Origin of the sequence: Streptomyces sp. NPDC086766, assembly GCF_044746005.1 — a bacterium.
Classification (GTDB): Bacteria; Actinomycetota; Actinomycetes; order Streptomycetales; family Streptomycetaceae; genus Streptomyces.
Genome location: NZ_JBIVBI010000015.1, coordinates 43665 through 70523, shown reverse-complemented (window position 1 = coordinate 70523; position 26859 = coordinate 43665). Strand labels below are relative to the sequence as shown.

The window sequence follows — 26859 nt, the reverse complement described above, 5'->3', positions numbered from 1 at the left end:
CCCGGAAGGCCGTCACTCGAACGGCGGTGCGCGTCCGGTCGCGGCCGGGGTTCTCGGCAGCGCCCACAGGGGAGCCCCTGGCCGGTGACGACACCGTCCAGGGGCTCCGTGGGGCGGTCGGCCTTCGTCAGCCGTCGGACTCCGACGACGGGAGGTAGGCGCCCGGCACGTCCTCCGGCGAAAAGATCTTGTTCTCGCCGGGGTACGGCTTCCTCCACTCGTGCGTCTCGTACCACGTGAAGTGGTTCATCTGCGCGGGGTTGGCGAAGTCGGGCACGGCGCCCGGACCGGTCAGCCGCTGCTTGGACTTCCAGCGCTCCCACTGCGCCGCCAGCGGCTTCATGTCCGCCGGCACCGTCGCCGACGGCGCGGCCGCGGCGTGGGGGTCCTGGGGAGCGGGGTCGTCCAGGCCGCAGGACGGCGGGGTCTTGAGGCCGTCGGTCAGCGAGGTCCGGTTGGGCAGCGCCTCGAACGGCGTGTAGTCCGGGTGCCGGGTGAACGCCGCCCGCATCGGGCTGGCCGCACTGTCCTTCTGGTTCATCGGGTGGATGCCGAGGATCTGCTCGATGGTCCGGATCATCGTGATCTGGGTGTAGTAGTGGCTGTCGACGACGTCGTGCCGGGCCCAGGGGCTGATGATCTGGATCGGGGCACGGTGGCCGTCGACGTGGTCGAGACCGGCCTGGGAGTCGTCCTCGACCACGAAGACGGCCGAGTCCTTCCAGTACTTGCTGTGCGAGATCTCGTCGATGATCCTGCCGGTCGCGAGGTCGTTGTCCGCGACCTGGGCGGCGGCGTTCGCCGGGCCGCCGGTGTGGTCGCTGGAGAGCCAGAACATGTTCAGGTTCGCCGGCCCGTTCTTCTCGAAGTCGCGCTTCCAGATCTCGTACCGGTAGACGTCCGGGACGCTGGTGTCGAACTTCGCGAAGCCGTGCACCGACACGTCGTCGAGGGACGGGATCGGCGAGGACGAGTTCAGGGTGTAGGCGGTGTCCTGCCCGGTGGCGTCCATGTTCTTGGCGTCGCAGTACAGGTTCTGCCAGCTCGCGTCCGACGGCTTGGTCAGGAACTGCTGGAACTCGCCGAAGTTCCGCACGGACTTGCCGGCCGCCTGCGCGCCGGTCCAGAGGAAGCCGGTCCGCTGGTGGCCGAGGGCGTCGTCCTCCGTGTCGTAACTGCGCGCGTACTCACCGGCCGACGACTCGGTGTACTCCGGATTGTCCGCCTGCATCAGCCAGTTGTGGCCCTCGGCGGAGTTCGTGCCGATGTCGTATGTGTTGTCGTAGAGCCCGAACTGCCGGGCCAGGGCGTGCTGGTTCGGCGTCACGTTCTCGCCGAACTGTGCCAGTGACGGGTCGCCGTTGCCTTCCGGAACGTCACCGAGGACCTGGTCGTAGGTCCGGTTCTCCTTGACGATCATGAAGACGTGCTTGATCGTCGAGGAGTCCCCGAGCCGCAGCGGGACCGGCGCCGGCCTCGCGTCGCCCGTGCCCTCGGCCGTCGCGACCGAGCCGCCGTACCAGCCGTTCTGCCGGAAGACCTTGGCCGTCTCGGACCTGATGACCTGGTCGTCCGGCAGCTTGAACCGCTGCACGCTCGACGTCGTGTCGTGGGTGCCGTGCCCGGCGCCGCCGGTGGGGCGACGGGCGTCGATGCCACGGGTGTTGGAGACCACGACCTCGTCGCCGACGGTGGCGACCTCCGCGGGGAAGTAGTCCGTCGGAAGCAGGCCGACGTAGCTGACCGGCTCCTGCGGGCTCGTGTAGCGGTAGACGGCGACCGCGTTGGCACGGCCGAGGGTGACCAGCAGACGGCCGTCGTCGGTGAGCGCCACGGCGTCGGGCTCGTAGCCCACCGACGTCTCCGGCCACGGCTGGGTGGCGATGGTCTGCACGACCTTGTCACGGTGGGTGTCGATCACCGAGACGTCGTTGGTGGCGGTGTTGGTGACGAACAGCGCGCCGTTCTTCGCGTACAGAGCGGTCGGGTGCAGACCGACGTCGATGCCGGCTGGGGCGGCATCGGGGTGCGCCAGGTCGATGACGCTGACCGTGCCGGTGGTGGTGGCCGCGGTCCTCGGGTCGGCCGGCACCTGGGTGCCGTAGGAGTTGAGGGTGGTGTCGCCGGGCTTCGCGGGACGCCCGCCCTCGTTGCTCACGTAGAGCTTGGAGCCGACCTCGACCATGTCACGCGGGGCGTTGCCCACGGCCCAGCTGCGCTCCACGGCCCCGCTGGCGGCGTCGATGGCGACCACGCGGTTCTGGCCGTTGACCGCGGAGTACACGGTGGAGCCGTCGGGGGAGAACACCGGCTCGCCCACGAGCGCGTGCCGGGGACCGTCGGCCGGGATCCGGATGAACGCCGGGTCGGTGACGCTGCCGTCGGGCTTCACGGTGAACCTGGTGTAGCCGTCGGTCTGGCCCAGCCACAGCTGCGAACCGTCGGGGGAGTACGTCGGGCCCTCCTGGCCCACGCTGTTGCCGCTGATGCGCGGGCTGGAGGCCGCGGAGGCGCCGACGAGTTGCCGCACCTTCCAGTTCTTCAGGTCGACGACGGCCAGGGCGCTCCCGCCGTCGGTCAGCGAGGCGGCGAGATGGGCGCCGTCCGGGCTGACCGAGGACGACATGATCTTGCCGTTGTCGACGACGAGGCGGTCGCCGTAGGGGGCGATGTACTGGTCGCTGGAGACGACCTGGCCCTGAGCGGTGCTCTGGCCGACCTGGTCGGTGCCGAACTGGTGCGTCTGGGCGAAGGCGGCGCCGGCGGCAACGAGGCCGAGAGCGGTGATGCCCGCCGTCACCAGAGGTATGCGGCGGCCGACGCGTCTGCCGAGGAAGCGGAGGTGGCTCTCCTCGGCGCGTCGTCGGCGGCGTGTTACCTGCATGGAGTCATCCCTTCGGGGTGGGGAGCAGGTCGACGTTGCCGTCGAACTGCCAGAGCGGGTTCGGTGCGTCGCCGGTCGGGGTGCGCACCGGGAAGTAGCCGTTCACTTCCTTCGGCCCGTCGCCGTCGGCCACGAACCGGCCGTCAGCGGTGACGTCGAGCTGGTAGACGGCCGTCCCCACGGCCTCGACGCCGGGGAGATGCCAGGAGACGACGCAGCGCCAGTCGTTGCCGGGGCCGTCGGGGGCGAGCCGGCCGGCGCCCTTGCTGCAGGACGCCGTCGCCCGCAGGCGCGCCTCGGTGACGTCGGGGCGGTTGAGCTGCTTCGTCTGCAGGCGGTAGAGGTGGCCGAACGCCGTGGCGACCGACCGCTGCACCTTGTCCTGGCGGATGCCGGAGCCCGTGGACGGGGTCGCCATGGCGACGACCGCGACCGTGAGGGCGAGCAGCACGGCCGGCGGGAGGAGCCCGAAGGCGATCGCGCGTCGCCCCGCGCCGTCGTGGGCCGGGTTGGTGAAGTCGCGCCGCAGAAAGAGCAGATGGGCGAGCGCGGTCGCGAGCACGGCCCACACCAGGCTGACAACGATGCCGATGAGCAGCGGGCCGGACTGGACGGGGTCGGTGAAGAGGCCGTTCCAGGCGGTGAAGGCGTAGCCGGGCAGGGCGAGGCGGAGGGCGACGGGCAGCGGCAGCATCTGGGCGACTTGCATCGCGAGCGCGACGAGCGCCGGCAGGAGCAGTCCCATGGGGGACCGGCCCAGCGCGACCGATCCGAGGAGCCCGATCGCGGCGAGGGCCAGGGTGGGGGCGAGCACACAGGCCCAGGCCGTCAGGACCTTCACGGCGGCGTCGCCCGGGGCCAGCAGGTGGCCGTCGAGTCCGACCAGCGGCCGGTCGCCGACCGCCAGGAGCCCGCCGACCGTGCTGGAACAGCCCAGCCCGGCCACGAGCAGCAGGATGACGGTGAGGCCGGCCAGCGCCTTCGCCGCGAAGACCCGCCGCGGCGAGCGGACCGCCACCAGCAGGTGGCGCCAGGTGCCGAGCCGGTCCTCGGAGGCGAACACGTCGCCGGCGACGATCGAGGTGAGCAGCGGAAGCGCCCAGGTGCCGGCGAAACCGAGCAGCACCAGCGGTCCGGCCCACCCGGTGGCGTGCATCCAGCGCCCGAAGAGGGTGTCGGTCGGGAGCGTGCTCTGCCGGCTCACCGCGGCGACGAAGAGCCCCGGCGCGGTCCAGCAGACAAGGACCAGCAGCCGGATCCGCCACTGCGAGACCAGCTTGACCAGCTCGAAGCGGTAGGCACGCGACACCGGCACACGGACGCGGCGTGCTTCGGCGGCGACAGCCCGCTCGTCGACGCTGCTCGTCGCGGTCATCGGCCGGCCTCCTGGGACTCGGTGAGGGCGAGGAACGCGGCCTCCAGCGGCGACACCACGGGGGCCAGTTCGCGCACCGCGATGCCCGCGTGCACGAGCCGCACCACCAGTGCGTCGAGAGCGGGCACCGGCGCGCGCACCACCAGCCCCTCGCCGTCGTGCCGCGGGGCGGCGTCCTCGACGACCCGGATCCCGGCCGTGTCGAGAGCCGTCCACCGGGCGGCCCGCGCGTCGGAGGTGACCAGCCGGTAGTCGAGTTCACGGTGCTCGGCGGCCAGCTTGCTCAGCGGGCCGGAGAAGACGACCCGTCCGGTGGCGATGACGGTGACCTCCGCGCACAGTGCCGCGAGGTCGTCCATGCGGTGGCTGGAGAGCACCACGGCGGCCCCGTCCGCCGCGAGCCGGGTGAGGACGCCGTGCACATGTCTCTTGCCCGCCGGATCCAGGCCGTTGGAAGGCTCGTCGAGCACGAGCAGCCGGGGCTTGGTGAGCAGCGCGGCGGCGAGTCCGAGCCGCTGCCGCATGCCGAGGGAGAAGCCGCGGACGCGGTCGTCGGCGACATCGGTGAGCCCGACCTCGCCGAGTACGTCGTCGATGTCCGCCGTCCGCGCGTCGTGGCCGCGGAGAGCCGCCAGCGCGGCCAGGTTCTGCCGGGCGGTGAGCGAGGGGTACGGGCCGGGCCCGTCCACGAAGCCGGCGACACCGTCGGGGGCGGCGAGGGCCCGCCCGACCGGCGTCCCCAGGATCTCCAGGCGGCCGCCGTCGGCGACGGCCAGACCCAGCAGCAGGCCCAGGAGGGTCGTCTTGCCGGCGCCGTTCGGCCCGACCAGGCCGTGGATCTGTCCCTGCGTCACCTCCAGATCGACGCCGTCGAGTGCGACGACCTCGCCGAAACACTTCGTGATCCCGCGCGCCCGGAGTGCTGGGAGTGCGTCCATGAGCCCCTTCTTTCGCAACCTCAGCGACCTTAGGGACGGCACACGACGCGGCCGGGGGCGGTTGGTTGAACACCCGTGAAACGGCAGGCGTCCGCATCCGTCGCGCCGCGAGGCGCATCACGAAAGGCCGCGGCCTATCCCTCTTCTGTACTCAACTGAATCCGAAAAGACAGCAGTTGCGTGAGCACCAATGGAATCTTCGCAGGTCCGCGACCGGGATGGCGCCGGCATTCCAGCGGCCTCGGAGCCGACGCGCGCGACGGGCACAGGCTTCGCGGTGGGGAGAAGGAGGTTGCGGGTGGCTCGGCCGGGCTCCAGCAGCGGCCCGCGGGCGCTGGGATGTGGAGCGACACGCTGTACCCGAGAGGATGAGGGTGTGTCAGGAGTTCCACCCGTAGGGACTAATGGTGTGTCAATCAGCCCGGATTCACTGCGGTTTTGCCGTTCGATCCGCCCTCGGCGAGGCCGGTCTATAGGTGCGATAAGTACCCCGTTCGGCGCTCAATGAGAAGATTATCGGCTTTGCCTTAAATGACATGAGTGGCGGTGATGGTTACGTTCATCCTGTGCCGGCTGAGGAGTCGGCATTCCTGAGACAGGAGAAACGAGATGAAGACCTCCCGTTCCACTGTTGTCACCGCCGCTGTCGCGGGTGCCGCCGCTCTGGTCGCGTCGGGCATCACCTACGCGTCGGCTGCTTCGGTACCGGCGGTCCAGGTCCAGGCGGCTCCGGCCGCTCCCGCGGCGGCTCCCCTCGACGGCGGCGCCCCGAACAAGGGCAACGACTACGACGAGGGCCGCATCCACATCAACGAGCGCTCGTACTCCTCCCACTCGGGTGACTGCATCACCGTGATCAGCGGCCTCGGTGCCAAGACCCTGAACATCTGGAACGACAGCCGCAGGACCGTCGAGGTCTTCCGCGGGGTGGTCTGCGACAACGGCGCTCCCGTCGCCACCGTCGGCCCGCACAGCTCCAGCGACGGTGTGCGCGTGTGGCACACCAAGGGAGTCTGGGTCAAGAACGGCGTCGTCGCCAGCTTCCGCGTGGTCGACCACGACTGGAAGGACTGACCCCGCAGCGGTCAGCTGACCAGGAAGCCCCGGCCCGCCGGAATCGGACCGGGGCTTCTGCCTGCACCCTTGTGCGGCAATGCGGGCGTGCGGGACGAGCGGAGCCGTCCGGAATGATGCTCAGCTCTGAAGCGACTTGCGCATCAGATGATGCGTCTCGGTCTCCCCGGCGGGAGAGAAGCCCTCGGACAGGTACAGACGGTGGGCGTCCTCGTTCACGCGGTGGACCTGAAGAAGGGTGCCGGCGTCTTGCTCACTCGCGCGTTCCACGACCCAGCGCAGGGCGAGAGTGCCGTAGCCGCGGCGCTGGCCCCTCCAGATGCAAGCGGGTGATCATCCTAGTGTTGGCGTCACCCGAGTGCGGTCGGCCGCCGAGGGCGGTCAGTCATCGCCGACCGGGAACATGGCGGCATACGGGTCGGGTTCGCCGGTGGGCGGATCCAGGCGGTGGCTGACTGCCGGATCGGCCGCGAGGGAGGGGCTTGCGGTGCGGAGCCGTTTCTTACAGGGAGTTCGCGCCGCTCTGCGCAGTGGACGGCGACGGCGTCGCTTTGAAGTCCGGCGCTTCCTCCTGGCGGGGCGTCAGCCGAGCGCGGCGGGGGCCCGTGCACCCCGCGATGAACCGTGCCGCGGTCGAGGACCGGCCGGCCGACGCCCTGGAGACCGTCGTCCAGCCGTCGCCCCCCCGCACGCGCGCGGGGCGCCGGAATCGCACCCACGCTACGAGGCAGGCGCACCCCGTCCGGCCTCGTCGATCAGGGCGGCGAAGGCGCTGAGGACGCATCGCAGGCCGAAGGTGTAGGCGTGGTCGGGGTCGTAGGCGCTGCCGTGGGCGGCGCCCGCCGCTGCGCCGACGCGGACGGCGGTGGGGTAGGTGTCCGGGTCCAGGACGCGCGCCAGCAGGGGGGCGTTCACGTCCCACCACTGCTGGTCGTTCATGGCGCTGTCGTCCTGGGCGGCGCGGGCGTCCGCGGCGGCGCGGGCGCATGCCTGTACGAAGGTGAGCAGATGGGTCAGGCAGGCGTCCATCTGGACGTCGTTGAGGCCGAGGCCGTCGAGGGCGCGAAGTTCGTGCTCGTACTTCGCCATCTGCCCCGGCCCGAGCGGGGGTCTGGCGGTGGAGACGGTCGCGGCCCACGGGTGGCGTTCGAAGAGGGCCCTGTTCTCGTCGGCGACGGCCCTGACGCGGTCGCGCCAGGGCCGGCCGCCGGTGTCGGTGCGGGGCATCCGGGCATAGGCGGCGTCGAGCATGAGGTCGAGGAGTTCGGCCTTGCCGGGGACGTAGGTGTACAGGGTCATCGGCACCACGCCGAGTTCCTTGGCCACCTGGCGCATGGTCAGCGCGTCCAGGCCCTCGGCGTCGGCGATGGCGAGGGCGGTCTCGACCACCGTGTCGACGCTCAGCGCGCGTCGCGGTCCGCGGCGGCGCTCGGGGGAGGAGCCGCGCCACAGCAGGTGCAGGGTCCGGGCCGGGTCGCCCGCGCTCGTTCGTTCCGTCGGCACGGGCCAATCCTCTCGCACCAGATCTCTGTACTTTGTACAATGTACGCCGTACAGAGAAAACGAAACCGTCGGTGCAGGGCGAAGGAGTCTCCGTGAAGATCACCGGCAGTGCCGTGTCACTGAACGTCGAGGACGTGCCCGCGTCCTCCGCCTTCCTCGTCGAGCACTTCGGTTTCAGCGAGGTGATGGCCGCCGACGGCTTCGCGTCCCTGACGCGCGACGACGCCGGCATGAACGTCGTCTTCCTGCGGCGCGGACTGGAGACGCTCCCCGCGGACCAGCGCGAGGAGCGCGCCGCCGGTCTGATCCTCGCCTTCGTGGTCGAGGACCTCGAAGGCGAACTGGCCCGCCTGCGCTCCGAAGGCGTGGCGATCACCATGCCCCTGACCGACGAGGACTGGGGCGAGCGGGCCTTCCAGGTGCGCGACCCCAACGGCGTGATCGTGCAACTGGTCGACTGGAACGCGCCCAGCGGCGGCTGATACCCCCGGGGCTCCGGTGCCGTCCCGCACCCCTCGGCGCCCGTCGGAGCCGGTCCGCGCAGGCCGTTGGGGATGCCGCCCGACGGGCGGCACCGGTAGAGAGCGCTTCCATACCGTCGTGGCCCGTGAAGTAGGGTGACGGCGCGAAAGGAGCGTGAGCAGTGCGCGAGCAGGTCACCATGGCGGACGTCGCACGGGCCGCCGGCGTCTCGACCGCCACGGTCTCCTACGTTCTGTCCGGCAAGCGGCCCGTCGCCCCGGCGACGCGCGCGGCGGTGGAGGCCGCCATAGCCGACCTGGGCTTCGCCGTGAACACCGCGGCGCGCAGCCTGCGGACCGGACGCTCGAGCCTGGTGGCGCTGATCGTGCCCGACATCGCCAACCCCTTCTTCGCGCAGCTCGCGGCCACCCTCCAGGAAGAACTCCGCGGCCTGGGCATGCACGTCGTCGTCTGCAACACCCGGGCCGACCGCGAGGAGGAGCGGGCGCTGCTGGCCGAGGCCGTGCAGCAGCGCTTCGCCGGCGTGGTGATCACTCCGTTCCGGCTGCTGCCCAAGGATCTGGACACCCTCTCCCGGGCCGGTATCCCGACCGTGGTGAGCGCGGATGTGCCCTTCGGGCCGGTCGACCTGGTGACGCCCGACGCGCGGGCCGCGACCCGGCAGGCGCTGGAGCGGGTGAACGCCGCGCAGCGCCGCCGCATCGCGATGATCGCCGGACCCCGGGACGCGACCGGCGGCGACCCCCGCCTGGAGCTTCTGAGGGGCCTCTCCCGCCAGTTCGGCACCTCCTTGCCGGGGGCGCTGGTGGTGCGCGGTGAGCACACCCGGGAGGCGGGAGCCGCCGGATTCGCGGAGCTGATGAACCGGCGTTACCCGCCGGACGCCGTGTTCTGCGCCAACGACGTGATCGCGGTCGGCGCTTTGGACAAGGCGCACGAACTCGGCATCGACGTACCCGGCGACGTGGCGCTCGTGGGTCACGACGACGCCTCCTTCGCCTCGTTGGTGCGGCCGCAGTTGACGACGATCCGCTATCCGGCGGAGGACGTCGGCCGCGCCGCCGCCGCGCTGCTCAGAGAGCGCTTCGAGGGGCGGCACGTGCCCAAGACCGTCCGCGTGAAGGCCGAGTTCGTCGCACGGGCCTCGGTCTGAGCGGTGCGCGCCCGCCGAGGCGTCCCACCCACCCCGACGCCACACCGCCGTGGCCCGGCGAACACCGTAGCGTAATCGATTGCGCCTGACGAGAGTGATGTGTGACGCATACTCATCGGTGCAATAAATCGGCAGGTCAGGCTGTGTTTTGAGGTTCTCTGGGCACCCTGCTGAGTGCGTCACGAAGTGGACTCGGAGCGGAGAATTTCCGTTCGACCTGTTGACTTCTGTGGATTCCTGTTGTGAAGGTTGCCGCCATCGCTTGTCGGAGCGGGACACCCGGTGCAAGGAGCAACCTCATGGCGATACGCGAGCGCACTTCATCCCTGATCAGACGATCACTGGTCAGACGCTGCACGATCGGTGCGGTGGTCGTGGCACTCACCACGGCGACCGGCTGCGGCGGTGGTGGCGGCGGCGGCGGAAACGACGACGGCGCGGGTGGATCGTCCTGCAAGCCGTCCACCGGCAAGGTGACGCTGCAGTACTGGTCGTGGGTCCCCGGCATGCAGAAGGCCGTGGACCTGTGGAACAGCGGGCACCCCGACGTGCAGGTCAAGCTGAAGACCACCCCGGCCGGCAACGCGGGCACCTACCAGAACATGTCCAACGCCCTGAAGGCCGGCAACGCCCCCGACCTCGGCCAGATCGAGTACGACTCCCTGGCGAGCTTCCGGCTCAAGGACGGCCTGCGCGACATCGCCAAGTGCCCCGGAGTGGACGCCGCCCAGGGCAAGTTCGTCGACTGGACCTGGTCGCAGGTCGGCTTCGGGGCCGGTGGCAAGGACGGCATCTGGGCGGTCCCCCAGGACACCGGCCCGATGGCGCTGTTCTACCGCAAGGACATCTTCGACAAGCTCGGCCTGAAGGCCCCCACGACCTGGGACGAGTACGCGGCGGACGCGGTGAAGCTCAAGAAGGCGGGCAAGTACATCACGCACTTCTCGCAGACCGACCCGAACTGGTTCACCGGCCTGCTGTGGCAGAACAAGGCCACCATGTTCCAGCGGAACGGCGACTCCTGGAAGGTCACGGTCGACCGGCCCGAGAGCCGCCAGGTCGCCGACTACTGGCAGAAGCTGATCGACGACAAGCTCGTCGCCACCGACCTGCAGGGCTTCTCGCCCGCGCTGTACAAGTCCTGGAACGACGGCGAGGTCGTCACCTGGATCAGCGCGGCCTGGGGCTACAGCACCATCCGCGACAACGCCAAGTCCACGGCGGGCAAGTGGGCGGTGGCCCCGATGCCGCAGTGGCACCCGGGAGACCGGCAGGCAGGCAACTGGGGCGGCTCGACCACCGCCGTGCTCTCCGGAAGCAAGCACCCCGCGGAGGCGGCCCAGTTCGCGCTCTGGCTCAACACCGACCCCAAGGCACTGGAGATCCTCAACCGCGAGGGCGGCCTGTACCCGGCGGCGAAGGCGGGACTGGACCTCCCGGCGCTGAAGCAGCCGGTCGACTTCTACGGCAAGCAGCGGATCTTCGACGTCTTCGCCAAGGCGTCGGCCAACGTGGACAAGGGCTTCACCTGGGGGCCGACGATGACCGACACCTACCGCTTCATCAGCGACGGCACCGCGGGCGCCGTCGGCGGCAAGGGCACGCTCGCCGACGTACTCAAGCAGACCCAGTCGCAGAGCGTGGACTCGCTGCGCAAGCAGTCTCTCGACGTGACCCGCTGAGCCGGTCCTCCCCACCCAGAACGTCCCCGCCGCCCCCACTGCGGCGGGGACGGCACCCCCCTGCCGAAGGCCCCTCTCGTGACCACCACAACCGCCCCGCCCCGGGCGCGCCGCAGACCCGCGCGCCAGGCCCTCGCCCCCTACGCCTTCCTCCTGCCCTTCCTCATCCCGTTCGTCCTGTTCACCCTGCTGCCGGTCGGCTACGCCTTCTGGCAGAGCCTGCACAAGACCAAGCGCACGGGCGGCACCTTCGGGCACACCCACTCGGTGTTCGCCGGCTTCGAGCAGTACGCCGACGTCGTACACGAGCCGTTCTTCGGCGACAGCGTCGTGCGCGTCGGCGTGTTCGCCCTGGTGCAGATACCCGTGATGCTGCTGCTCGCGCTGGTCCTGGCCCTGCTGCTGGACTCCACCGTGGCCCGGCTCAAGCGCTTCTTCCGCCTGGTGTACTTCGTCCCGTACGGCATCCCGGGCGTCGTCGCGGCGGTGATGTGGGCCTTCCTCTACGACCCCCGGCTCTCCCCGATCGTCGACCTGCTGAGGTCGGCCGGCACCCAGGTCGACCTGCTCGGCTCCCACCTCATCCTGTTCTCCATCGGCAACGTGGTCACCTGGACCTACACCGGCTACAACATGCTCATCCTCTACTCGGCCCTGCAGGCACTCCCGGCCGACATCGGCGAGGCGGCCCGCGTCGACGGCGCGGGCGGCTGGACGATCGCCACCCGGATCAAGATCCCGCTGATCCGGCCGGCGCTCGTGCTCACCGGCGTGTTCTCCATCATCGGCACCTTCCAGCTGTTCACCGAGCCCCAGGTCTTCCGGACCATCTCCACCAGCGTGACCAGCACCTACACGCCCAACCTGGCGGCCTACTCGCTGGCGTCGGGCGACAACTACAGCGAGGCGGCGGCACTGTCGGTCCTGCTCGCCGTCGTGACCTTCCTGCTGTCGTTCGCGTTTCTGCGCCTGACCTCCAGGAGGCAGGGATGAGCATCCTCACCCGTGTCGAAGGGGCCCACGCCGCCACCAAGCCGGGGCGGGGCGCGCCCGGGCGGCTCTCCGTCGTGGCCGCCGTGGCCTTCATGGTCCTGGCCGCCTGCTACATGCTGCTGCCCGTCTACTGGCTCCTCGTCTCCTCGACCAAGAGCCAGGGCGACCTGGTCTCCACCCCCGGACTGCTGCCCGCCCACTGGCACCTCGGTGACAACCTCGCCGCGCTGTTCACGCAGCAGGACGGGGTCTTCGCCCGCTGGCTGCTCAACAGCCTGCTCTACGCCGGAGCGGGCGCGGCGGTCGCCACCGCTCTGGCCGCCGCGGCCGGATACGCCCTGGCCAAGTACGAGTTCAGGGGGCGCGAGGCGGTGTTCTCCGTCGTCCTCGGCGGGGTCCTGGTGCCCGCGTCCGCCCTCGCCCTGCCGCTGTTCCTGCTGTTCGCCCAGGTGAACGCGACCAACACCTTCTGGTCGGTGTTCCTGCCCAGCATCGTCAGCCCCTTCGGCGTCTACCTCTCCCGGATCTTCGCCACGGCCTCGGTGCCGGACGAGGTGCTCGAGGCGGCCCGCATGGACGGCGCCGGGGAACTGCGCATCTTCCGCACCATCGCCCTGCGCATGATGTCCCCGGCACTGGTGACCGTCTTCCTCTTCCAGTTCGTCGTCATCTGGAACAACTTCCTGCTGCCCCTGGTCATGCTCCAGGACGACGACCTCTACCCCGTCACCCTCGGACTGTTCACCTGGCAGTCGCAGACCAGCCGGCTGCCCCAGCTGCAGACCCTGACCATCGTGGGAGCCCTGATCTCGGTCGTGCCCATCGTGCTCACCTTCCTGCTCCTGCAGCGCTACTGGCGCGCCGGACTCGCCGCAGGGGCGGTGAAGTCGTGACCCCCACCCCGGCCCACGCTTCCTCCCAGCCCTCGACCGTCCACCCCCTGACCGCGCTCAACCACAAGCTGGGCTCCATCGCCTACGGCGGGGACTACAACCCCGAGCAGTGGCCGAGGCACGTGTGGCAGGAGGACGTCCGCCTCATGCGGGAAGCGGGCGTCAACCTCGTCACCGTCGGGGTCTTCGCCTGGTCGCGCATCCAGCCGCGACCCGGCACCTACGACTTCGGCCTGCTGGACGAGGTGCTCGACCTGCTGCACGCCCACGGCATCGCCGTGGATCTCGCCACCGCGACCGCGGCCCCGCCCCCGTGGTTCACGCACCTGCACCCGGACGCCCGGCCGGTCACCGCCTCCGGCACCCGGCTCGCCCACGGCAGCCGACAGGTCTTCTGCCCGAGCCATCCCGCCTACGCCGAGGCGGCCGACGCCCTGGTCACCGCGCTGGCCGAACGGTACGCGGACCATCCCGCGGTCGTCCTGTGGCACGTCCACAACGAGTTCGGCAACCACAACGCCCTGTGCTACTGCGACGTCAGCGCCGCCGCGTTCCGCACCTGGCTGAGAGAGCGCTACACGACCCTCGACACCCTCAACGAGGTGTGGGGCACCGACTTCTGGGGCCAGCGGTACGGCGACTGGGACGAGATCGACCCGCCCCGGGACACCACCGCCTTCCGCAACCCGGGACAGGACCTGGACTACCGCCGCTTCTCCTCGGACGCGCTCCTGGCCCGGCACCAGGCGGAAGCCGCGGTGCTGCGCCGCCTCGCGCCCGGCATCCCCCTGACCACCAACCACCTGGGCACGCTGGAGAAGAAGGTCGACGCCCACTCCTTCGCCGCCGAGTGCGACCTCGTCTCCCTGGACCACTACCTGCCCGCGGCGGACCCGGACGGCCACATCGACCTGGCGCTGAACGCCGACCTCGCGCGGGGCATGGCCGCCGGGCGCCCCTGGCTGCTCATGGAGCACTCCACCTCCGCCGTCAACTGGCAGCCCGTCAACGTCGCCAAGCAGCCAGGACAGATGCGCCGCAACAGCCTCACGCACCTCGCCCGCGGCGCCGACGGCGTCATGTTCTTCCAGTGGCGGCAGTCCCGGGCGGGCGCCGAGAAATGGCACTCCGCGATGCTTCCGCACGGCGGCACGGACACCCGGATCTGGAAGGAGGTGCGCGGCCTCGGCGCGGACCTGGCCGCCCTCGGCGAGGTGACGGGGACCCGGGTCGCGGCGGACGTCGCGCTGCTCTTCGACTGGCACAACTGGTGGGCGCTGGAACTGGAGGCCCGCCCCTCCGGCCCCATGCGCTACCTCGACACGGTCCGCGACTGGTACGAGGCCCTGTGGCGGCTGAACATCACCTGCGACGTGGTCGCGCCCGGTGCCGACCTCACGTCCTACAAGGCCGTCGTCGCACCCAACCTCTACCTGCTGTCCGACGAGCACGCGGACGCCCTCACCCGGTACGTGCGCGACGGCGGGCACCTCGCCGTCGGCTGCTTCAGCGGCGTCGTCGACGCCGGCGACCGGATCCGTCTGGGCGGTTACCCGGGCGCGCTGCGCGAGGTGCTCGGACTCCGGGTCGACGAATACCTGCCGCTGCGACCCGGTGACACCGTCTCCCTCAGCGACGGCTCGACGGCCGGGCAGTGGGCCGAACGCGTCGAGCCGCGCGGCTGCACCCCGGTGCTGCGCTTCGCGGACGGCCCCGACGGCGGCCCGGCCCCGGGCGGCCCCGCGCTCACCCGGCACACCTACGGCGCGGGCACGAGTTGGTACATGGCCACCCGCGCCTCGGGCGCGACGCTGCGGGAACTCGTCCTGCGACTCGGCGAGGAGGCCGGGCTGCGACCCGTCGCCGACGTGCCCGACGGGGTCGAGGCGGTCCGCCGCTCCGGCCCCGACGGCTCCTACCTCTTCCTCGTCAACCACGGCGAGGAACCCGCCAAGGTCCTGGTCGAGGGGACCGGCCTCCTCGACGCCACCGGTGACGGCTCCTTCACGGAGATCCCCGCGGGGGGCGTGGCCGTCGTCCGCGAGACGTCCGCCGAGCCGCGTTCCTGAACCGCGCGCCCGCCTTCACCACGGCCGCCGCGTTCCCACCCGTCACCGAGGAGTGTCCTCATGTCCGCGCCCGACTCCCCACCACCGCCGTCCGGAAGCGTGGAGTTCGACGAACCCAGCGGCACCGTGGTGCTGCGCACCGCCGGCTCCTGCTACGTGCTGCGCGTGGACCAAGCGGAGGGCACCGTGCGCCACGTCCACTGGGGGGCTCCCGTCCCGACGGCCGACGCGGCGGCGCTGCCGGTGTGGGCCGGCCACGACGACAGTTTCGAGGGGCGCCGCGACGGAGTGGAGGAGTACCCCGTCGAAGGCGGCGCCCGGTTCGGCGTCCCGGCCCTGGAGGTCCGGTTCGCCGAGGGCGGCAGCCCCCTCGAACCCCGCGTCGAGGACGTCCGGATCACCGGCGGCGACCACCTCGTGATCGCCCTGCGGGACCGGTCCCGGCCCCTGGCCTGGGAACTGCACTACCGGGTGCCGTCCGGCGGGGACGTGCTCGAACGCTGGACGGAACTCACCCACACCGCCGGGCCGGACGCGCAGCCGCTGCACCTGACGCGGTACGCCTCCGCCCACTGGCCGCTGCCCCAGCGGCCCGGCTGGCGGCTGTCCTCCGTCCACGGCGGATGGTCCGCCGAGAACCGTCTGGAGCGGACGGCGCCCGCGGTCGGGGAGACCACACTGACCAGCCGGCGCGGCCACACCGGCCACCACGCCAACCCGTGGGTCATGCTCGACGCCGGCCACGCCGACGAGGAACAGGGCGAGGTGTGGGCCACGGCGCTGGCCACCAGCGGCAGCTGGCGCCTGACGGTCCAACGCACCGCGGCCCAGCGTGCCGGTGTCGTCGCCTCGGAAGGACACGAGGGCGTCGAGGTCGCCCTGGCACCCGGCCGGCGGTACGTCACCCCGATCAGCGTGGCGGTCTTCGGCACCGGCGGCTTCGGCGACGTCAGCCGCGCCTTCCACACCTACGTACGCCGGCACGTCCTGCCGCACCCGGACGAGCTCCGGCCCGTGCTCTACAACTCGTGGGAGGCCACCTCCTTCGAGGTCGGCGAGGACAACCAGCTCGCCCTGGCCCGCCGCGCGGCGTCCCTGGGCGTGGAACTGTTCGTCGTCGACGACGGCTGGTTCGGCGCCCGGGACGACGACCGCGCGGGACTCGGCGACTGGACCCCGCACCCGCGGCGGTTCCCGCGCGGACTGCGCCCGCTGGCCGACGAGGTGCACCGGCTGGGCATGTCGTTCGGCGTGTGGGTGGAGCCGGAGATGGTCAACGCCGACAGCGACCTGTTCCGCGCCCACCCCGACTGGGTGCTGCACCTGCCCGACCGCACCGCCACCGAGCTGCGCCACCAGCTGGTCCTGGACTTCTCCCGGCCGGAGGTGACCGACTGGGCGTACGCGTGGCTGCACGCCCTGGTCGGCGACAACGCGGTGGACTTCCTCAAGTGGGACTTCAACCGCTCCTTCACGGAAGCGGGCGGCCACGGCGGCCGGGCCGCCCGTCAGGTGTACACCGAGCACGCCCGCGGGGTGTACCGGCTGCTCGACCGGCTGCGAGCCGCCTTCCCCGCGCTGCGGATCGAGGCGTGCGCGGGCGGCGGCGGGAGGATCGACCTGGGCATCCTCGGCCGTACCGACCAGGTGTGGACCTCGGACAACACCGACGCGGTGGACCGGCTGACCATCCAGCACGGCTTCAGCCAGGTGTACCCGGCGGGAGTCATGTCGGCGTGGGTGACCGACAGCCCCAACCCGCTGACGGGCCGGACGGTCCCGCTCGCCTTCCGCTTCCACTCGGCCATGGCGGGAGTCCTGGGCATCGGCGGAGACCTGACGCGGTGGACCGCGGCGGAGATCGAGGAGGCCGCCCGGCTCGTCGAGAGGTACAAGGACATCCGTCCGCTGGTGCAGCACGGCCGCCAGTACCGGCTGCTCGCGCCGGGGGAGGGGCCGCTGACGGCCGTCCAGTACACCGACGCCGAGGCCCGCCGGGCAGCGGTGCTCGTGTGGCGGGCAGGCACCTCCTTCGGCCCCGCCCACCCGCCGCTGCGGCTGCGCGGCCTGGACCCGGCGGGACGCTACCGGGACGACGCCACCGGCGCCGAATGGTCCGGGGCCACCCTGACCGGCTACGGCCTGCCGGTGCCGGCCCTGCCGGACGGCGACTGCGCGAGCGCCCTGGTCGGACTGCGCCGGGTGGCGTGACTCGGCTCCAGACGCGCACGACCCGGCCGCCCTGCGTCACGGTGCCTTCACCTCCGAGCACGCGTGTCGGCCGGATTGCACCGGGCTTTCCGGGAGATCCTGAGAAGCATGAAGGCCATCACGCTCGACAAGTACGGTTCAGCCGACGACCTGCGACTCACCGACGTGCCCGACCCGAAGGTCGCGCCCGCGGAGGTGCTGATCCGGGTGAAGGCGGCCGGGGTCAACCCGGTCGACTGGAAGCTCGCCGCCGGATATCTCGACCCGATCATGGAGGTCCGTTTCCCGCTGATCTCCGGCTGGGACGTCGCGGGCGTGGTCGAACGCGTGGGGCTCGACGCCGGCGAGTTCGCCGTGGGAGACGAGGTCTTCGGCTACGCACGCAAGGACTGGGCACAGAACGGTACGTACGCGGAACGCGTCTCGGCCCCCGTCCGCACCCTGGCCAGGAAGCCCGCGGCCCTCACCTGGGAGCAGGCCGCTGGGCTGCCCCTCGCCGGGCTCACCGCCTACCAGTGCATCAAGAGGGTCGGGCTCCGTACAGGGGAGACGCTCCTCGTGCACGCCGCCGCGGGCGGTGTCGGCTCGCTGGCCGTGCAGATCGCCGTCGCGCTCGGGGCCCGCGTGATCGGCACCGCGAGCGAGCGCAACCACGCGTTCCTCCGCGAGCTCGGCGCGGAACCGGTCACCTACGGCGACGGCCTGGCCGACCGGGTCCGGCAACTGGCGCCCGAGGGCGTCGACACGGCCCTCGACTTCGTCGGTGACGGCGCGGTGGACGTGTCGCAACAGCTGCTCAAGAACCGCGAGCGGGTCGCGTCGATCACCGAGGGCGAGGTCGAGGAGAAGGGCGGCCACTACGTGTGGGTCCGCCCGAGCGCGGCCGACCTCGCGGACCTCGCCGAGCTGGCGGACGCGCGGAAACTCACGGTGCATGTCGAACACGCCCTGCCGCTGGCGGAGGCGGCCGAGGCATGGCGGCTGAGCCAGGCGGGCCACACCCGCGGGAAGATCGTCCTGACGGTCTGAGTCGCGAGCGCCGCGCACGGGGCGGAGCGGGCTGCATCCGGCCGGCCGTGGGGAGCGGAAGAACCTCACGTCCGCAGATCGATGCGGTACACCGCCCCCCGACGTGGCCGCGACGTCCTGCGCCGCCGAGCAGCGGTGCACTCACGTGACCGACACCCCGCGTCCCGGCCGGCCACCGGCCGGGACCGGAGGACCGCTCATGGCGTACCGGCCTCGTCGATCCGAGCGAGGAGCACGTCGTGACCGTCACCGTTTCCGCGCTGTCCGCGAAGAGCGCCGGCGCCCCCTTCGAGACCGTTTCCATCGAGCGCCGGGACCTGCGTCCGGACGATGTGCGCATCGACATCAGGTACGCCGGGATCTGCCACTCCGACATCCACCAGGCCCGCGACGAGTGGGGCGTGGGCATCTTTCCGATGACTCCCGGCCACGAGATCGTCGGCACCGTCACCGAGGTCGGCTCCGACGTCGGCCGGCACCGGGTCGGCGACACCGTGGGGGTGGGCTGCTTCGTCGACTCCTGCCTGGAGTGCGAGGCCTGCGCGGACGGCGAGGAACAGTTCTGCGCCAAGGGTGTGGTGCAGACCTACGCTCAGGAGGACTACTACGGCGAGGTCACCCGCGGCGGCTACAGCCGCCAGATCGTCGTCCGCGACCACTTCGTGGTCAAGATCCCCGACGGGGTCGACCTCGCGGGCTTCACGCCGCTGCTGTGCGCGGGCATCACCACCTACGCGCCCCTGAAGCGTCACGGCGCCGGCCCCGGCTCCAGGGTGGGCGTCATCGGCATGGGCGGCCTCGGCCACGTGGCCGTGAAGATCGCCGCCGCGCTCGGCGCCGACGTGAGCGTCCTCAGCCGCACCGACGCGAAGAAGGACGACGCGCTGGCCTTCGGCGCTCGGCAGTACCACGCGACCGGGGACGAGTCCGTCTTCGACAGTCTGCAGAATCGTTTCGACCTGCTGGTCAACACCGTCGGGGACGGCATTCCGCTGGACCGGTTCCTCGGCACGCTGGGGCGCGGCGGCGTCATGGTCAACCTCGGCGCACCGAGTGACCTGCTCAAGATCGGAGCCTTCTCCCTGCTCGCCCGGCGCCGTTCCGTCACCGGCTCGCTGGTCGGCGGACTCCCGGAAACGCAGGAGATGCTCGACTTCTGCGCGGACCACGGCATCGCGGCCACCGTCGAGGTCGTCTCCGCCGACCAGGTGGACGAGTACTACGACAGGATCGTCGCCGGCGACGTCCGCTACCGCGCCGTCATCGACGCGGCAACCCTCGGCTAGTACTCCAGCTGCAGATCGAGATCTTCGCAGTGCGCGGTCGGTGGGGCCGTCCCTCGTCCCGGGTGGGTCCGATCGGTCGGATCTGACGGGGGGTCGGGCCGGAGCGTACCGGGCGGCGGCAGAGCCGAGGTTATGAATGCGGCACCTGACCATCCATGAACATCGACCTCAGGAGCCACACGATGCGCCCCATCAGGGCAGCCCGTCTCGGCACGGCCGCCGCGCTGGTCACACTTCTCGCCTGCGCCCCTGTCGCGGCCGCCGCGACGGACACCGATTCCGCCCACGCCACGGGCGGAGACAGAGTCATCACACTCATCGGCCGTCTCGCGGAGCAGACGCGCTTCCCGGTCAACCCCGGCGGCCCCCCGCCCAGGGCGATCGGACCGTCTTCCGCTCGGACCTCTTCGACCAGTACGGCAACCAGGTCGGCGACACCGGCGGCACCTGCGTCACCACCCGGGTCGACAACGGCGGAGCGGAGGAGTGCGTCGTGAACTACAACCTCCCGGGCGGCCAGCTGACCGTGCAGGGGATGGTCTTCGGCATTCTCAACCCGGGCCCTCCGCCTTCGTTCGACAACGCGATCACCGGCGGCACCGGGGTATTCGACCGGGCTCGTGGCTCGGTCCACGCCGACACGATCGGTACGGGCACGAGGCGCTTCACGATCGACCTCGACCGCTGACCGACCCTGCTTCCGCCCGATGGGAAGGCCGAGCCGTCCACGGCTCGGCCCACCGGCTCGAAGCCAGGAGGTTAGAGTGGGGCCGTGCCCGAGCTGAAGCGGCTGCAGGCCGACCACGCCCCGGCGGTCCTGGCGTTCGAGCTGGCGAACCGCGCCTACTTCGCCGCCTCGGTACCCGACCGCGGCGACGATTTCTTCGACCGGTTCACCGAACGGTACAGCGCCCTGCTGGCTGAACAGGAGGCCGGCGTCTGCGCCTTCCATGTGCTCGTCGACGACGACGGCTCGGTACTGGGCAGGTTCAACCTGGTGGACATCGAGGAGGACACCGCGGAACTCGGCTACCGGGTCGCGCAGCACGCCACCGGTCGCGGGGTGGCGAGCGCGACCGTCCGCGAGCTGTGTCGGCTGTCGGCGGAGCGGTACGGGCTGCGCACGCTCAAGGCGGCCGCCGCCCATGACAACGCCGCTTCTCAGAAGGTGCTGACCAAGGCAGGGTTCGTCCTGATCGGCCCGGCGGACCCTGCCGACCTCAGCGGCAAGCCGGGCGACTGGTATCAGCGCGACCTGGTGCCCCGTGGCCGTCGTCCGAGCTGACGCGTCCACCCGCAACCCCACACCGCGCGGCGCCACTTCAGGGTCTCCCCGAAACGGGTCAGTGGCCGAACCGGGTTGATCCCGGGGGATCACTCGGGTGTCCTGTTCCGATGTCTGATCTCCGTATCCAGCAGCCGGGCGACGACGCCGCGCTCAGGGACTGGCGACACGTCCACAACGTGATCATTCCCACCCACGCTCTTTCCCTGGACGAGGTCCGGGAACGTGCCGTGCGCAACCACCTCGAAGTCGCCTACCTCGGTGACGTGCTCGTGGGCTGCAGCACGGTGCGCCCGCCGGTGGACGACACCTCGACGGCCACAGTGATCGCCCGTGTGCTCCCGCCTCACCGTGGAAGGGGCTTCGGTGGGGAGCTCTACGCCCGAGGGCTGGACCGGGCGCGACGGCTCGGGGCCAAGGTGATCGAGACGGTGGTCCTGTCCTCCAACGAGGACGGACTGCGATTCGCGCTGAAGCACGGGTTCGCCGAGACCGAGCGCTACCTGTTGCCCGGTGACACGATCCCCTGGATCGACCTGCGGCTTTCCTGACGCGGACCTATCCTCGGGCGCGAGGCACACGCGGCCGACCGGCCACTTCGCCCCGGCGGTATCGAAGCCGACCTCGACGCCACCGCCGTGCCGAGGCGCGCCGCCTCTGGACGGCCGGAAGCCCTCGTGATCGTATTCCGCGCATGACCTCCTTGATCCGTCATCTCACCATCGACTCCGTCAATCCCTATGCGCTGGCGGGCTTTTGGGCCCAGGTACTGGACGGCTCGCTCGCCGACGACGACTTTCCGGGGGATCCGGAAGCCATGGTCACGTCGGCTAAGGCCGTCTTGCTGTTCGTGAGGGTGCCCGACCGCAAGACGGTGAAGAACCGCGTACATGTCGATCTCCAGCCGCAGGACCGCACCCGGGACGAGGAGGTCGAGCGCCTGCTGGCGCTCGGCGCCACGCTCCAGGAGGACCACCGAAGGCCTGACGGCACCGGATGGGTCACGCTGCACGACCCCGAGGGCAACGAGTTCTGCGTGGAACGCAGCGCGGCGGAGCGGGCGAACACGTGACGCGACGCCGTGCGAAGTCCGCGCAGCCGGGCGCGAAGAAGGCATTCGGACATCTGCGACGCCGAGGACCGCGACGATGCCGAGGCGGCGAGGGATGACCTCATCGCGATCACGCGGTAGTGGTGTCCAGAGCGGGTGGGGGCTGTGAGCGGCACATCGAAGGTTTCTGTACGGCGGCGCAGACGCGCCGGCATGGTGTGGCTGGTCGTCTCCGCCGCGCTGGTGGGCCTGGTCGCGACGCTGGGCGCGGTGGCCGGGAACACCGAGCGGGTCACCGGTATGTGGGTCAGCGCCGTGATCAGCAAGGACGGCAGCGCCCGTATCACCGAGGTGATCGACTACGACTTCGGCGTCGGCATCGACCCACGGCACGGCATCTACCGTGACATCCCCGGACTCGGCTACGAGGACGAATCCAAGCCCCGCGTCACCATGGACGGCGGCACGGTGCCCTACGAGGTCACCATCCCCGACAACCGCGACCTGTGGACCGAGGACATCCTGAGCCTGCGCGTGGGCGACCCCCACGACACGGTCACCGGGGTCCACCGCTACCGCGTCCAGTACACACTCCAGAACGTCGCCCGCGGGGGCAGGCTCGCCTGGGACGCGATCGGCACGGGCTGGAACGTCGATGTCGACAACGTCCAGGTCCACGTGGTGACGCCGTACGACCTCGCCCGCGCGCGCTGTGTCCAGGGCACCAAGGGTTCCCATCAGCGCTGCGCGCTCACGCGCCCCGAGCCGGGTCACCTCGTCGTCGACCTCGGCAAGCTCGACGCGGGCAGGGGCGCCACCCTGTACGCGACCCGCACCGGCGGCACGCTCACCGACAAGGCGGCCACGCCCGTACCGCCCTCGGGCCCGGCGACCGGCAGCGACGTGGGCGTCGGCACGCTGGTGCCCGGCCTCCTGGCCGCCGGAATCGCACTGCTCGCCGCGCTGGTGACAGGGCTGGTGTTGCGCTTCATGGGGCGCGAGCGGGTCACGGCCGACGACGGGGACGGCAGGGGCAAGCGCGTCGACGTCGGGAAACTCGGGCGGTCCCTGACGCCGGTCTCGGCCCCTCCGGCCGAACTCACCCCGGCGCAGGGCGGCATCCTGCTCGCCGAATCCGTCCTTCCCCAGCACCAGGTGGCCTGGCTGATGACCACCGCCCTCGACGGCCACCTGGACATCGACGACAATCAGCACCACCCGACGCTGACCCGTCGTACACCCGCCGACGGCGGGGAAGTCGACCCCACGGTCAAGGACGTGCTCGACCACGTGTTCCCCGGCCGCGACCGCGTGACCCTGGGCTTGTACGACCCGTGGTTCCAGAAGGGCTGGAACACTCTTCAGGGTCACCTGGAGATCTGGCGGCGCGACTCCGGGTTGTGGGATCCGGCCGGCACCGAGCGCTGCTTCCGGGCGCAAGCGGGCGGGTTGGTCGCCGCGCTGGCGGGTGTGATCGCCGTCGTCGTCGGCGCCGTACTGAGCGACAACGAGGTCGGCCCTGCGTGGTGGGTGACCCTGGTGCCCGGCGCGGTCGCTGCGGGTGGCGGCCTGGCAGGCGCGATCCGCGGCTGGGAGCTGGAGATCCGCTCCCCTCGCGGTACGGCCCTGTGGACCCGGGTGGAGGCGTTCCGCCGCTACCTGCTCGACTCCGCTCCCCGTCAGGTGGACGAGGCCGCCGATGGCGGAAGGCTGGACCTGTACACGGCCTGGGCGGTGGCCCTCGGCGTGAACGACCGCTGGTCGCAGGCGATGACCGACTCGACGGCCGCCCCGCCCGCCGGCCGCTCCGCCCACCGCGCGCAACGCATGTCCCTCTTCGGCCCGGCCGTAGCCGTCGCCCTGGTCAGTTCGGCGGCGGCGTCCGCGACATCCCCCTCCTCCGGCGGTGGCGGTTCCGACGGCGGCAACTCCGGTGGCGGTGGGGTCGGCGGCGGCGCGGGAGGCGGTGGCGGCGGCTCCTGGTGAGCGCCGGGCCGCGGCCCGATGAGCGATCGGCCGCCTTACCCGGCCATCGCCGCTCGCGTGGCAACAGCCTTCCCCATCTTCGACTGCGAGATCGGCGACGAGGACGCGGAGGTGCTGGTCGACGCCCGAATCCGCGGTCACGCCGCTCTGCCCCACAGCGACTGGCGTCGGGCGCCGCATCCCGTGGTGGACCTGCGCTTCGACGTCCAGCCGTCGTTCTACTCGCCCACGCGGACGTTCAAGGTCTTTCGGTCCGCCGACCTCGAGGTGCTCATGAAGGCGCTGCCGCAGGCGTCTCCGCAGAGTTGGATGGAGGTGCGGTCCTTCCGGGGCGACGTCAAGCGCCTCGAACCCGGCTCGGCCCCCACCTTCGGCGAGGTGCTGTCCTTCCTGGTCGACTGAGACACCAGAGGATCTCGCGATTTCGCGTCGGAGGACGCGAAGGGATGCGCATTGCCCCGCGCCTCGCCGGTCTCTGCGGCTGCCGACCAAAAACTCGGCTGCGGGTGACACCGGCGCGCTCGTAGGCTCTCCCTTCGCGGGGCCGGCGCGCGCCCTGTGGCAGTGATCAGTCAGCTGATCGGAGATGCACAGGACATGCCTTCACGACTTTTCGCGCTGTGCTTCGACGCGAGTCGACCGCTGGGGCTCGCGCAGTTCTGGTCCGGGGTGCTGGGGTGGGAGACGGTCGACGATCCGCACGACGGCGTCATGCTCCTGCCCAGCGACGACACCGGCTTTCGCATCCGTTTCTCTCCGACCCGGGAACCGAAGGCCGGCCCGAACCGGATGCACTTCGATCTGACGAGTACGTCCCTGGAGGACCAGCAGCAGACGGTGGCCAGGGCGCTGCGGCTCGGCGCACGGCACATCGACATCGGCCAACGCCCCGAAGAGGGGCACGTGGTGCTCGCCGACCCGGAGGGCAACGAGTTCTGCGTCATCGAGCCGGGCAACGACTTCCTTGCCGACTGCGGCTTCATCGGAGCACTGGCCTGCGACGGTTCGCAGGAGGTCGGGTACTTCTGGAGCAAAGCGCTGGGGTGGCCCCTGGTCTGGGATCAGGACCAGGAGACCGCGATCCGCTCGCCGCACGGCGGTCCGAAGATCACATGGGGTGGTCCGCCGGTGGCGCCGAAGACGGGCAGGAACCGGCTGCACTTCGATCTCGTTCCGCCCACTCTCGCTGAACGGCGGGCAGAGATCGAGCGCCTGCTCTCCCTCGGAGCGACCCGGATCGACACCGACCAAGAGGACACCGGCCAGGACACGGCCGACCGGGTGGCGATGGCCGATCCCGACGGCAACGAGTTCTGTCTGCTGAGGCCCGCGTAGCGCGGCAGCAGGCCCCCGGTCACGGGCCGGGGGCCTGCTGCGTGGTCGGCCGGCGGCTGGTCAGTGGCTCGCCGCCAGTTCGCCGCTGAGTTTGCCGTGGAGCCGCGCGCTGGGGTCGTTGAGGCCGGTGATCTCGACGGTCTTGCCGCGCTGGGCGTACTTGGTCTCGATCGCGTCGAGGGCGGCCACCGAGGAGGCGTCCCAGATGTGGGCCGCGCTCAGGTCGATGACGATCCTGTCCGGGTCGCCGGCGTAGTTGAACTGGCCGATCAGGTCGTTGGAGGAGGCGAAGAACAGCTCGCCGGTCACCCGGTAGACGGCGGTGGCGTTGTCGGGGTCGGTGACGACGGTGACCTCGGCGAGGTGGGCGACGCGCCTGGCGAAGATGACCACGGCGACGACCGATCCGACGACGACGCCGATCGCGAGGTTGTGGGTGGCGACCACGCAGGCGACGGTGACCAGCATGACGGTGATCTCGCCGGCGGGCATCCGCTTCAGGGTCTTCGGCGCGATGGAGTGCCAGTCGAAGGTCGCGAACGACACCATGACCATGACGGCGACCAGGGCGGCCATGGGGATGTCGGAGACGACCGGGCCGAAGACGATGCACAGCACCATCAGGAACGCGCCCGCGAGGAACGTGGACAGCCGGGTGCGGGCGCCGGAGACCTTCACGTTGATCATCGTCTGGCCGATCATCGCGCAGCCGCCCATGCCGCCGAAGAAGCCGGTGACGATGTTGGCGATGCCCTGGCCGACGGACTCGCGGGTCTTGGAGGAGCGGGTGTCGGTGATGTCGTCGACCAGCTTGGCGGTCATCAGCGACTCCATCAGGCCGACCAGCGCCATCGCGAACGCGTACGGCGCGATCGTCGTCAGCGTGTCCATGGTGAACGGCACGTCGGGCAGCCCGGGCACGGGGAGGGAGGACGGCAGGGCGCCCTTGTCGCCCACGGTCGGCACCGCGATCCCCGCTGCCACGGTGATCACGGTCAGGATGACGATCGAGACCAGCGGGGCCGGGACCACCCTGGTGACCTTCGGGACGTAGACCATGAGCGCCAGACCGCCGATGATCAGCGGGTAGACGGCCCAGGGCACGTTCCGCATCTCGGGGACCTGGGCCATGAAGATCAGGATGGCCAGCGCGTTGACGAAGCCGACCATCACCGAGCGCGGGACGAACCGCATCAGCTTCGCCACCCCGAGCGCACCGAGGACGACCTGGAAGACACCGGCGAGGATCACCGCCGATACGAGGTAGCCGAGGCCGTGCTCACGGTTCAGCGGAGCGATGACCAGGGCGACGGCGCCGGTGGCGGCGGAGATCATCGCCCTCCGGCCGCCGACGACCGCGATGGTCACGGCCATGGTGCAGGAGGCGAACAGCCCGATGGCCGGATCGACACCGGCGATGATCGAGAACGAGATCGCCTCGGGGATCAGCGCCAGGGCGACGACCAGGCCGGCCAGAACCTCGGTGCGCCACACCTTCGGATCGTTCAGCCAGCGGGGCTTCAGGCCGCGCAGGCGCGCGGCCGGGGACACGGTGGAAGCAGCGGAAGACAAGGGAGACGGAACCTGTCGTGCTCGGGCACACCCCGTTCGGCAGGCCGGGGCGTGCGG

At 71.0% G+C, this 26859-nt stretch carries 23 protein-coding genes; 17 read left to right on the top strand and 6 right to left on the bottom strand.

What is annotated here, in order from left to right; all coding sequences use genetic code 11:
• Nucleotides 1-127: 127 nt before the first annotated feature.
• Genes ACIPM1_RS25560 through ACIPM1_RS25550 form a run of 3 tightly spaced genes read right to left on the bottom strand, consistent with a single transcriptional unit; the run spans nt 128 to nt 5197 of the window.
• Nucleotides 128-2884 (bottom strand): phosphoesterase, encoded by a 2757-nt coding sequence (locus ACIPM1_RS25560; RefSeq protein WP_402438531.1) that lies wholly within the window; start codon nt 2882-2884, stop codon nt 128-130.
• Between the two features lie 4 nt (nt 2885-2888).
• The gene (locus ACIPM1_RS25555) at nt 2889-4259 is read right to left on the bottom strand and encodes an ABC transporter permease (protein WP_402438529.1); all 1371 of its coding nucleotides are present in this window, start codon (nt 4257-4259) and stop codon (nt 2889-2891) included.
• Nucleotides 4256-5197: an ABC transporter ATP-binding protein gene (locus tag ACIPM1_RS25550; RefSeq protein ID WP_402438528.1), complete on the bottom strand. Its 942-nt coding sequence runs from the start codon at nt 5195-5197 to the stop codon at nt 4256-4258. Before ACIPM1_RS25550 ends, ACIPM1_RS25555 begins: the two co-directional genes overlap by 4 nt.
• Before the next feature lie 609 nt (nt 5198-5806).
• Here ACIPM1_RS25550 and ACIPM1_RS25545 point away from each other — a divergent pair.
• Nucleotides 5807-6271, top strand: coding sequence for a hypothetical protein (locus ACIPM1_RS25545; protein ID WP_356183462.1), 465 nt, complete (start codon nt 5807-5809; stop codon nt 6269-6271).
• A 120-nt stretch (nt 6272-6391) separates the two neighbouring features.
• On the opposite strand, the gene ACIPM1_RS25540 is transcribed toward ACIPM1_RS25545, so the two are convergent.
• Nucleotides 6392-6592: a GNAT family N-acetyltransferase gene (locus ACIPM1_RS25540; RefSeq protein WP_402438710.1), complete on the bottom strand. Its 201-nt coding sequence runs from the start codon at nt 6590-6592 to the stop codon at nt 6392-6394.
• A gap of 399 nt (nt 6593-6991) precedes the next feature.
• Entirely contained in the window at nt 6992-7774 is a 783-nt protein-coding gene (locus ACIPM1_RS25535; RefSeq protein WP_402438525.1) for a TetR/AcrR family transcriptional regulator, read from the bottom strand.
• Nucleotides 7775-7866: 92 nt separating this feature from the next.
• On the opposite strand from ACIPM1_RS25535, the gene ACIPM1_RS25530 reads away from it, so the two are divergent.
• The 16 genes from ACIPM1_RS25530 (at nt 7867) to ACIPM1_RS25455 (ending at nt 25230) form a co-directional block, all read left to right on the top strand.
• Entirely contained in the window at nt 7867-8256 is a 390-nt protein-coding gene (locus tag ACIPM1_RS25530; RefSeq protein ID WP_402438523.1) for a VOC family protein, read from the top strand.
• A 161-nt stretch (nt 8257-8417) separates the two neighbouring features.
• Nucleotides 8418-9410: a LacI family DNA-binding transcriptional regulator gene (locus ACIPM1_RS25525; RefSeq protein ID WP_402438521.1), complete on the top strand. Its 993-nt coding sequence runs from the start codon at nt 8418-8420 to the stop codon at nt 9408-9410.
• Nucleotides 9411-9709: 299 nt separating this feature from the next.
• Nucleotides 9710-11092: an ABC transporter substrate-binding protein gene (locus ACIPM1_RS25520; protein WP_402438520.1), complete on the top strand. Its 1383-nt coding sequence runs from the start codon at nt 9710-9712 to the stop codon at nt 11090-11092.
• Nucleotides 11093-11170: 78 nt separating this feature from the next.
• On the top strand, nt 11171-12085 hold the full coding sequence (locus tag ACIPM1_RS25515) for a carbohydrate ABC transporter permease (RefSeq protein WP_402438518.1): 915 nt from the start codon (nt 11171-11173) through the stop codon (nt 12083-12085).
• The gene (locus tag ACIPM1_RS25510; protein ID WP_402438516.1) at nt 12082-12978 is read left to right on the top strand and encodes a carbohydrate ABC transporter permease; all 897 of its coding nucleotides are present in this window, start codon (nt 12082-12084) and stop codon (nt 12976-12978) included. Before ACIPM1_RS25515 ends, ACIPM1_RS25510 begins: the two co-directional genes overlap by 4 nt.
• Before the next feature lie 47 nt (nt 12979-13025).
• Nucleotides 13026-15047 (top strand): beta-galactosidase, encoded by a 2022-nt coding sequence (locus ACIPM1_RS25505; protein WP_402438708.1) that lies wholly within the window; start codon nt 13026-13028, stop codon nt 15045-15047.
• Nucleotides 15048-15107: 60 nt separating this feature from the next.
• The gene (locus ACIPM1_RS25500; RefSeq protein WP_402438514.1) at nt 15108-17258 is read left to right on the top strand and encodes an alpha-galactosidase; all 2151 of its coding nucleotides are present in this window, start codon (nt 15108-15110) and stop codon (nt 17256-17258) included.
• 108 nt (nt 17259-17366) lie between these two features.
• Nucleotides 17367-18287 carry an NADP-dependent oxidoreductase gene (locus ACIPM1_RS25495; RefSeq protein ID WP_402438512.1) on the top strand — a complete coding sequence of 307 codons (921 nt, stop codon included), beginning with the start codon at nt 17367-17369 and terminating at the stop codon, nt 18285-18287.
• Nucleotides 18288-18526: 239 nt separating this feature from the next.
• Nucleotides 18527-19573, top strand: a complete 1047-nt coding sequence (locus ACIPM1_RS25490; RefSeq protein WP_402438510.1) for an NAD(P)-dependent alcohol dehydrogenase — start codon at nt 18527-18529, stop codon at nt 19571-19573.
• A 136-nt stretch (nt 19574-19709) separates the two neighbouring features.
• The gene (locus ACIPM1_RS25485) at nt 19710-20261 is read left to right on the top strand and encodes a hypothetical protein (protein ID WP_402438508.1); all 552 of its coding nucleotides are present in this window, start codon (nt 19710-19712) and stop codon (nt 20259-20261) included.
• Nucleotides 20262-20345: 84 nt separating this feature from the next.
• Entirely contained in the window at nt 20346-20858 is a 513-nt protein-coding gene (locus tag ACIPM1_RS25480; RefSeq protein WP_402438506.1) for a GNAT family N-acetyltransferase, read from the top strand.
• A gap of 110 nt (nt 20859-20968) precedes the next feature.
• The gene (locus ACIPM1_RS25475; RefSeq protein WP_402438504.1) at nt 20969-21409 is read left to right on the top strand and encodes a GNAT family N-acetyltransferase; all 441 of its coding nucleotides are present in this window, start codon (nt 20969-20971) and stop codon (nt 21407-21409) included.
• 143 nt (nt 21410-21552) lie between these two features.
• The gene (locus tag ACIPM1_RS25470) at nt 21553-21930 is read left to right on the top strand and encodes a VOC family protein (protein ID WP_402438502.1); all 378 of its coding nucleotides are present in this window, start codon (nt 21553-21555) and stop codon (nt 21928-21930) included.
• 192 nt (nt 21931-22122) lie between these two features.
• Nucleotides 22123-23895 carry a DUF2207 domain-containing protein gene (locus tag ACIPM1_RS25465; RefSeq protein WP_402438500.1) on the top strand — a complete coding sequence of 591 codons (1773 nt, stop codon included), beginning with the start codon at nt 22123-22125 and terminating at the stop codon, nt 23893-23895.
• A gap of 57 nt (nt 23896-23952) precedes the next feature.
• Nucleotides 23953-24297: a hypothetical protein gene (locus tag ACIPM1_RS25460; RefSeq protein ID WP_402438499.1), complete on the top strand. Its 345-nt coding sequence runs from the start codon at nt 23953-23955 to the stop codon at nt 24295-24297.
• Between the two features lie 195 nt (nt 24298-24492).
• Nucleotides 24493-25230: a VOC family protein gene (locus ACIPM1_RS25455; RefSeq protein ID WP_402438497.1), complete on the top strand. Its 738-nt coding sequence runs from the start codon at nt 24493-24495 to the stop codon at nt 25228-25230.
• A gap of 60 nt (nt 25231-25290) precedes the next feature.
• On the opposite strand, the gene ACIPM1_RS25450 is transcribed toward ACIPM1_RS25455, so the two are convergent.
• A complete protein-coding gene (locus ACIPM1_RS25450; protein ID WP_402438707.1) occupies nt 25291-26781 on the bottom strand; it encodes a SulP family inorganic anion transporter in 1491 nt (496 codons plus the stop codon).
• Nucleotides 26782-26859 lie beyond the last annotated feature (78 nt).

Coding starts and splice junctions, on each gene's coding strand:
- ACIPM1_RS25560 (WP_402438531.1), bottom strand. CDS start 2,884: ATGCAGGTAACACGCCGCCGACGACGCGCCGAGGAGAGCCACCTCCGC.
- ACIPM1_RS25555 (WP_402438529.1), bottom strand. CDS start 4,259: ATGACCGCGACGAGCAGCGTCGACGAGCGGGCTGTCGCCGCCGAAGCA.
- ACIPM1_RS25550 (WP_402438528.1), bottom strand. CDS start 5,197: ATGGACGCACTCCCAGCACTCCGGGCGCGCGGGATCACGAAGTGTTTC.
- ACIPM1_RS25545 (WP_356183462.1), top strand. CDS start 5,807: ATGAAGACCTCCCGTTCCACTGTTGTCACCGCCGCTGTCGCGGGTGCC.
- ACIPM1_RS25520 (WP_402438520.1), top strand. CDS start 9,710: ATGGCGATACGCGAGCGCACTTCATCCCTGATCAGACGATCACTGGTC.
- ACIPM1_RS25510 (WP_402438516.1), top strand. CDS start 12,082: ATGAGCATCCTCACCCGTGTCGAAGGGGCCCACGCCGCCACCAAGCCG.
- ACIPM1_RS25500 (WP_402438514.1), top strand. CDS start 15,108: ATGTCCGCGCCCGACTCCCCACCACCGCCGTCCGGAAGCGTGGAGTTC.
- ACIPM1_RS25495 (WP_402438512.1), top strand. CDS start 17,367: ATGAAGGCCATCACGCTCGACAAGTACGGTTCAGCCGACGACCTGCGA.
- ACIPM1_RS25485 (WP_402438508.1), top strand. CDS start 19,710: ATGCGGCACCTGACCATCCATGAACATCGACCTCAGGAGCCACACGAT.
- ACIPM1_RS25475 (WP_402438504.1), top strand. CDS start 20,969: ATGTCTGATCTCCGTATCCAGCAGCCGGGCGACGACGCCGCGCTCAGG.
- ACIPM1_RS25470 (WP_402438502.1), top strand. CDS start 21,553: ATGACCTCCTTGATCCGTCATCTCACCATCGACTCCGTCAATCCCTAT.
- ACIPM1_RS25465 (WP_402438500.1), top strand. CDS start 22,123: ATGGTGTGGCTGGTCGTCTCCGCCGCGCTGGTGGGCCTGGTCGCGACG.
- ACIPM1_RS25455 (WP_402438497.1), top strand. CDS start 24,493: ATGCCTTCACGACTTTTCGCGCTGTGCTTCGACGCGAGTCGACCGCTG.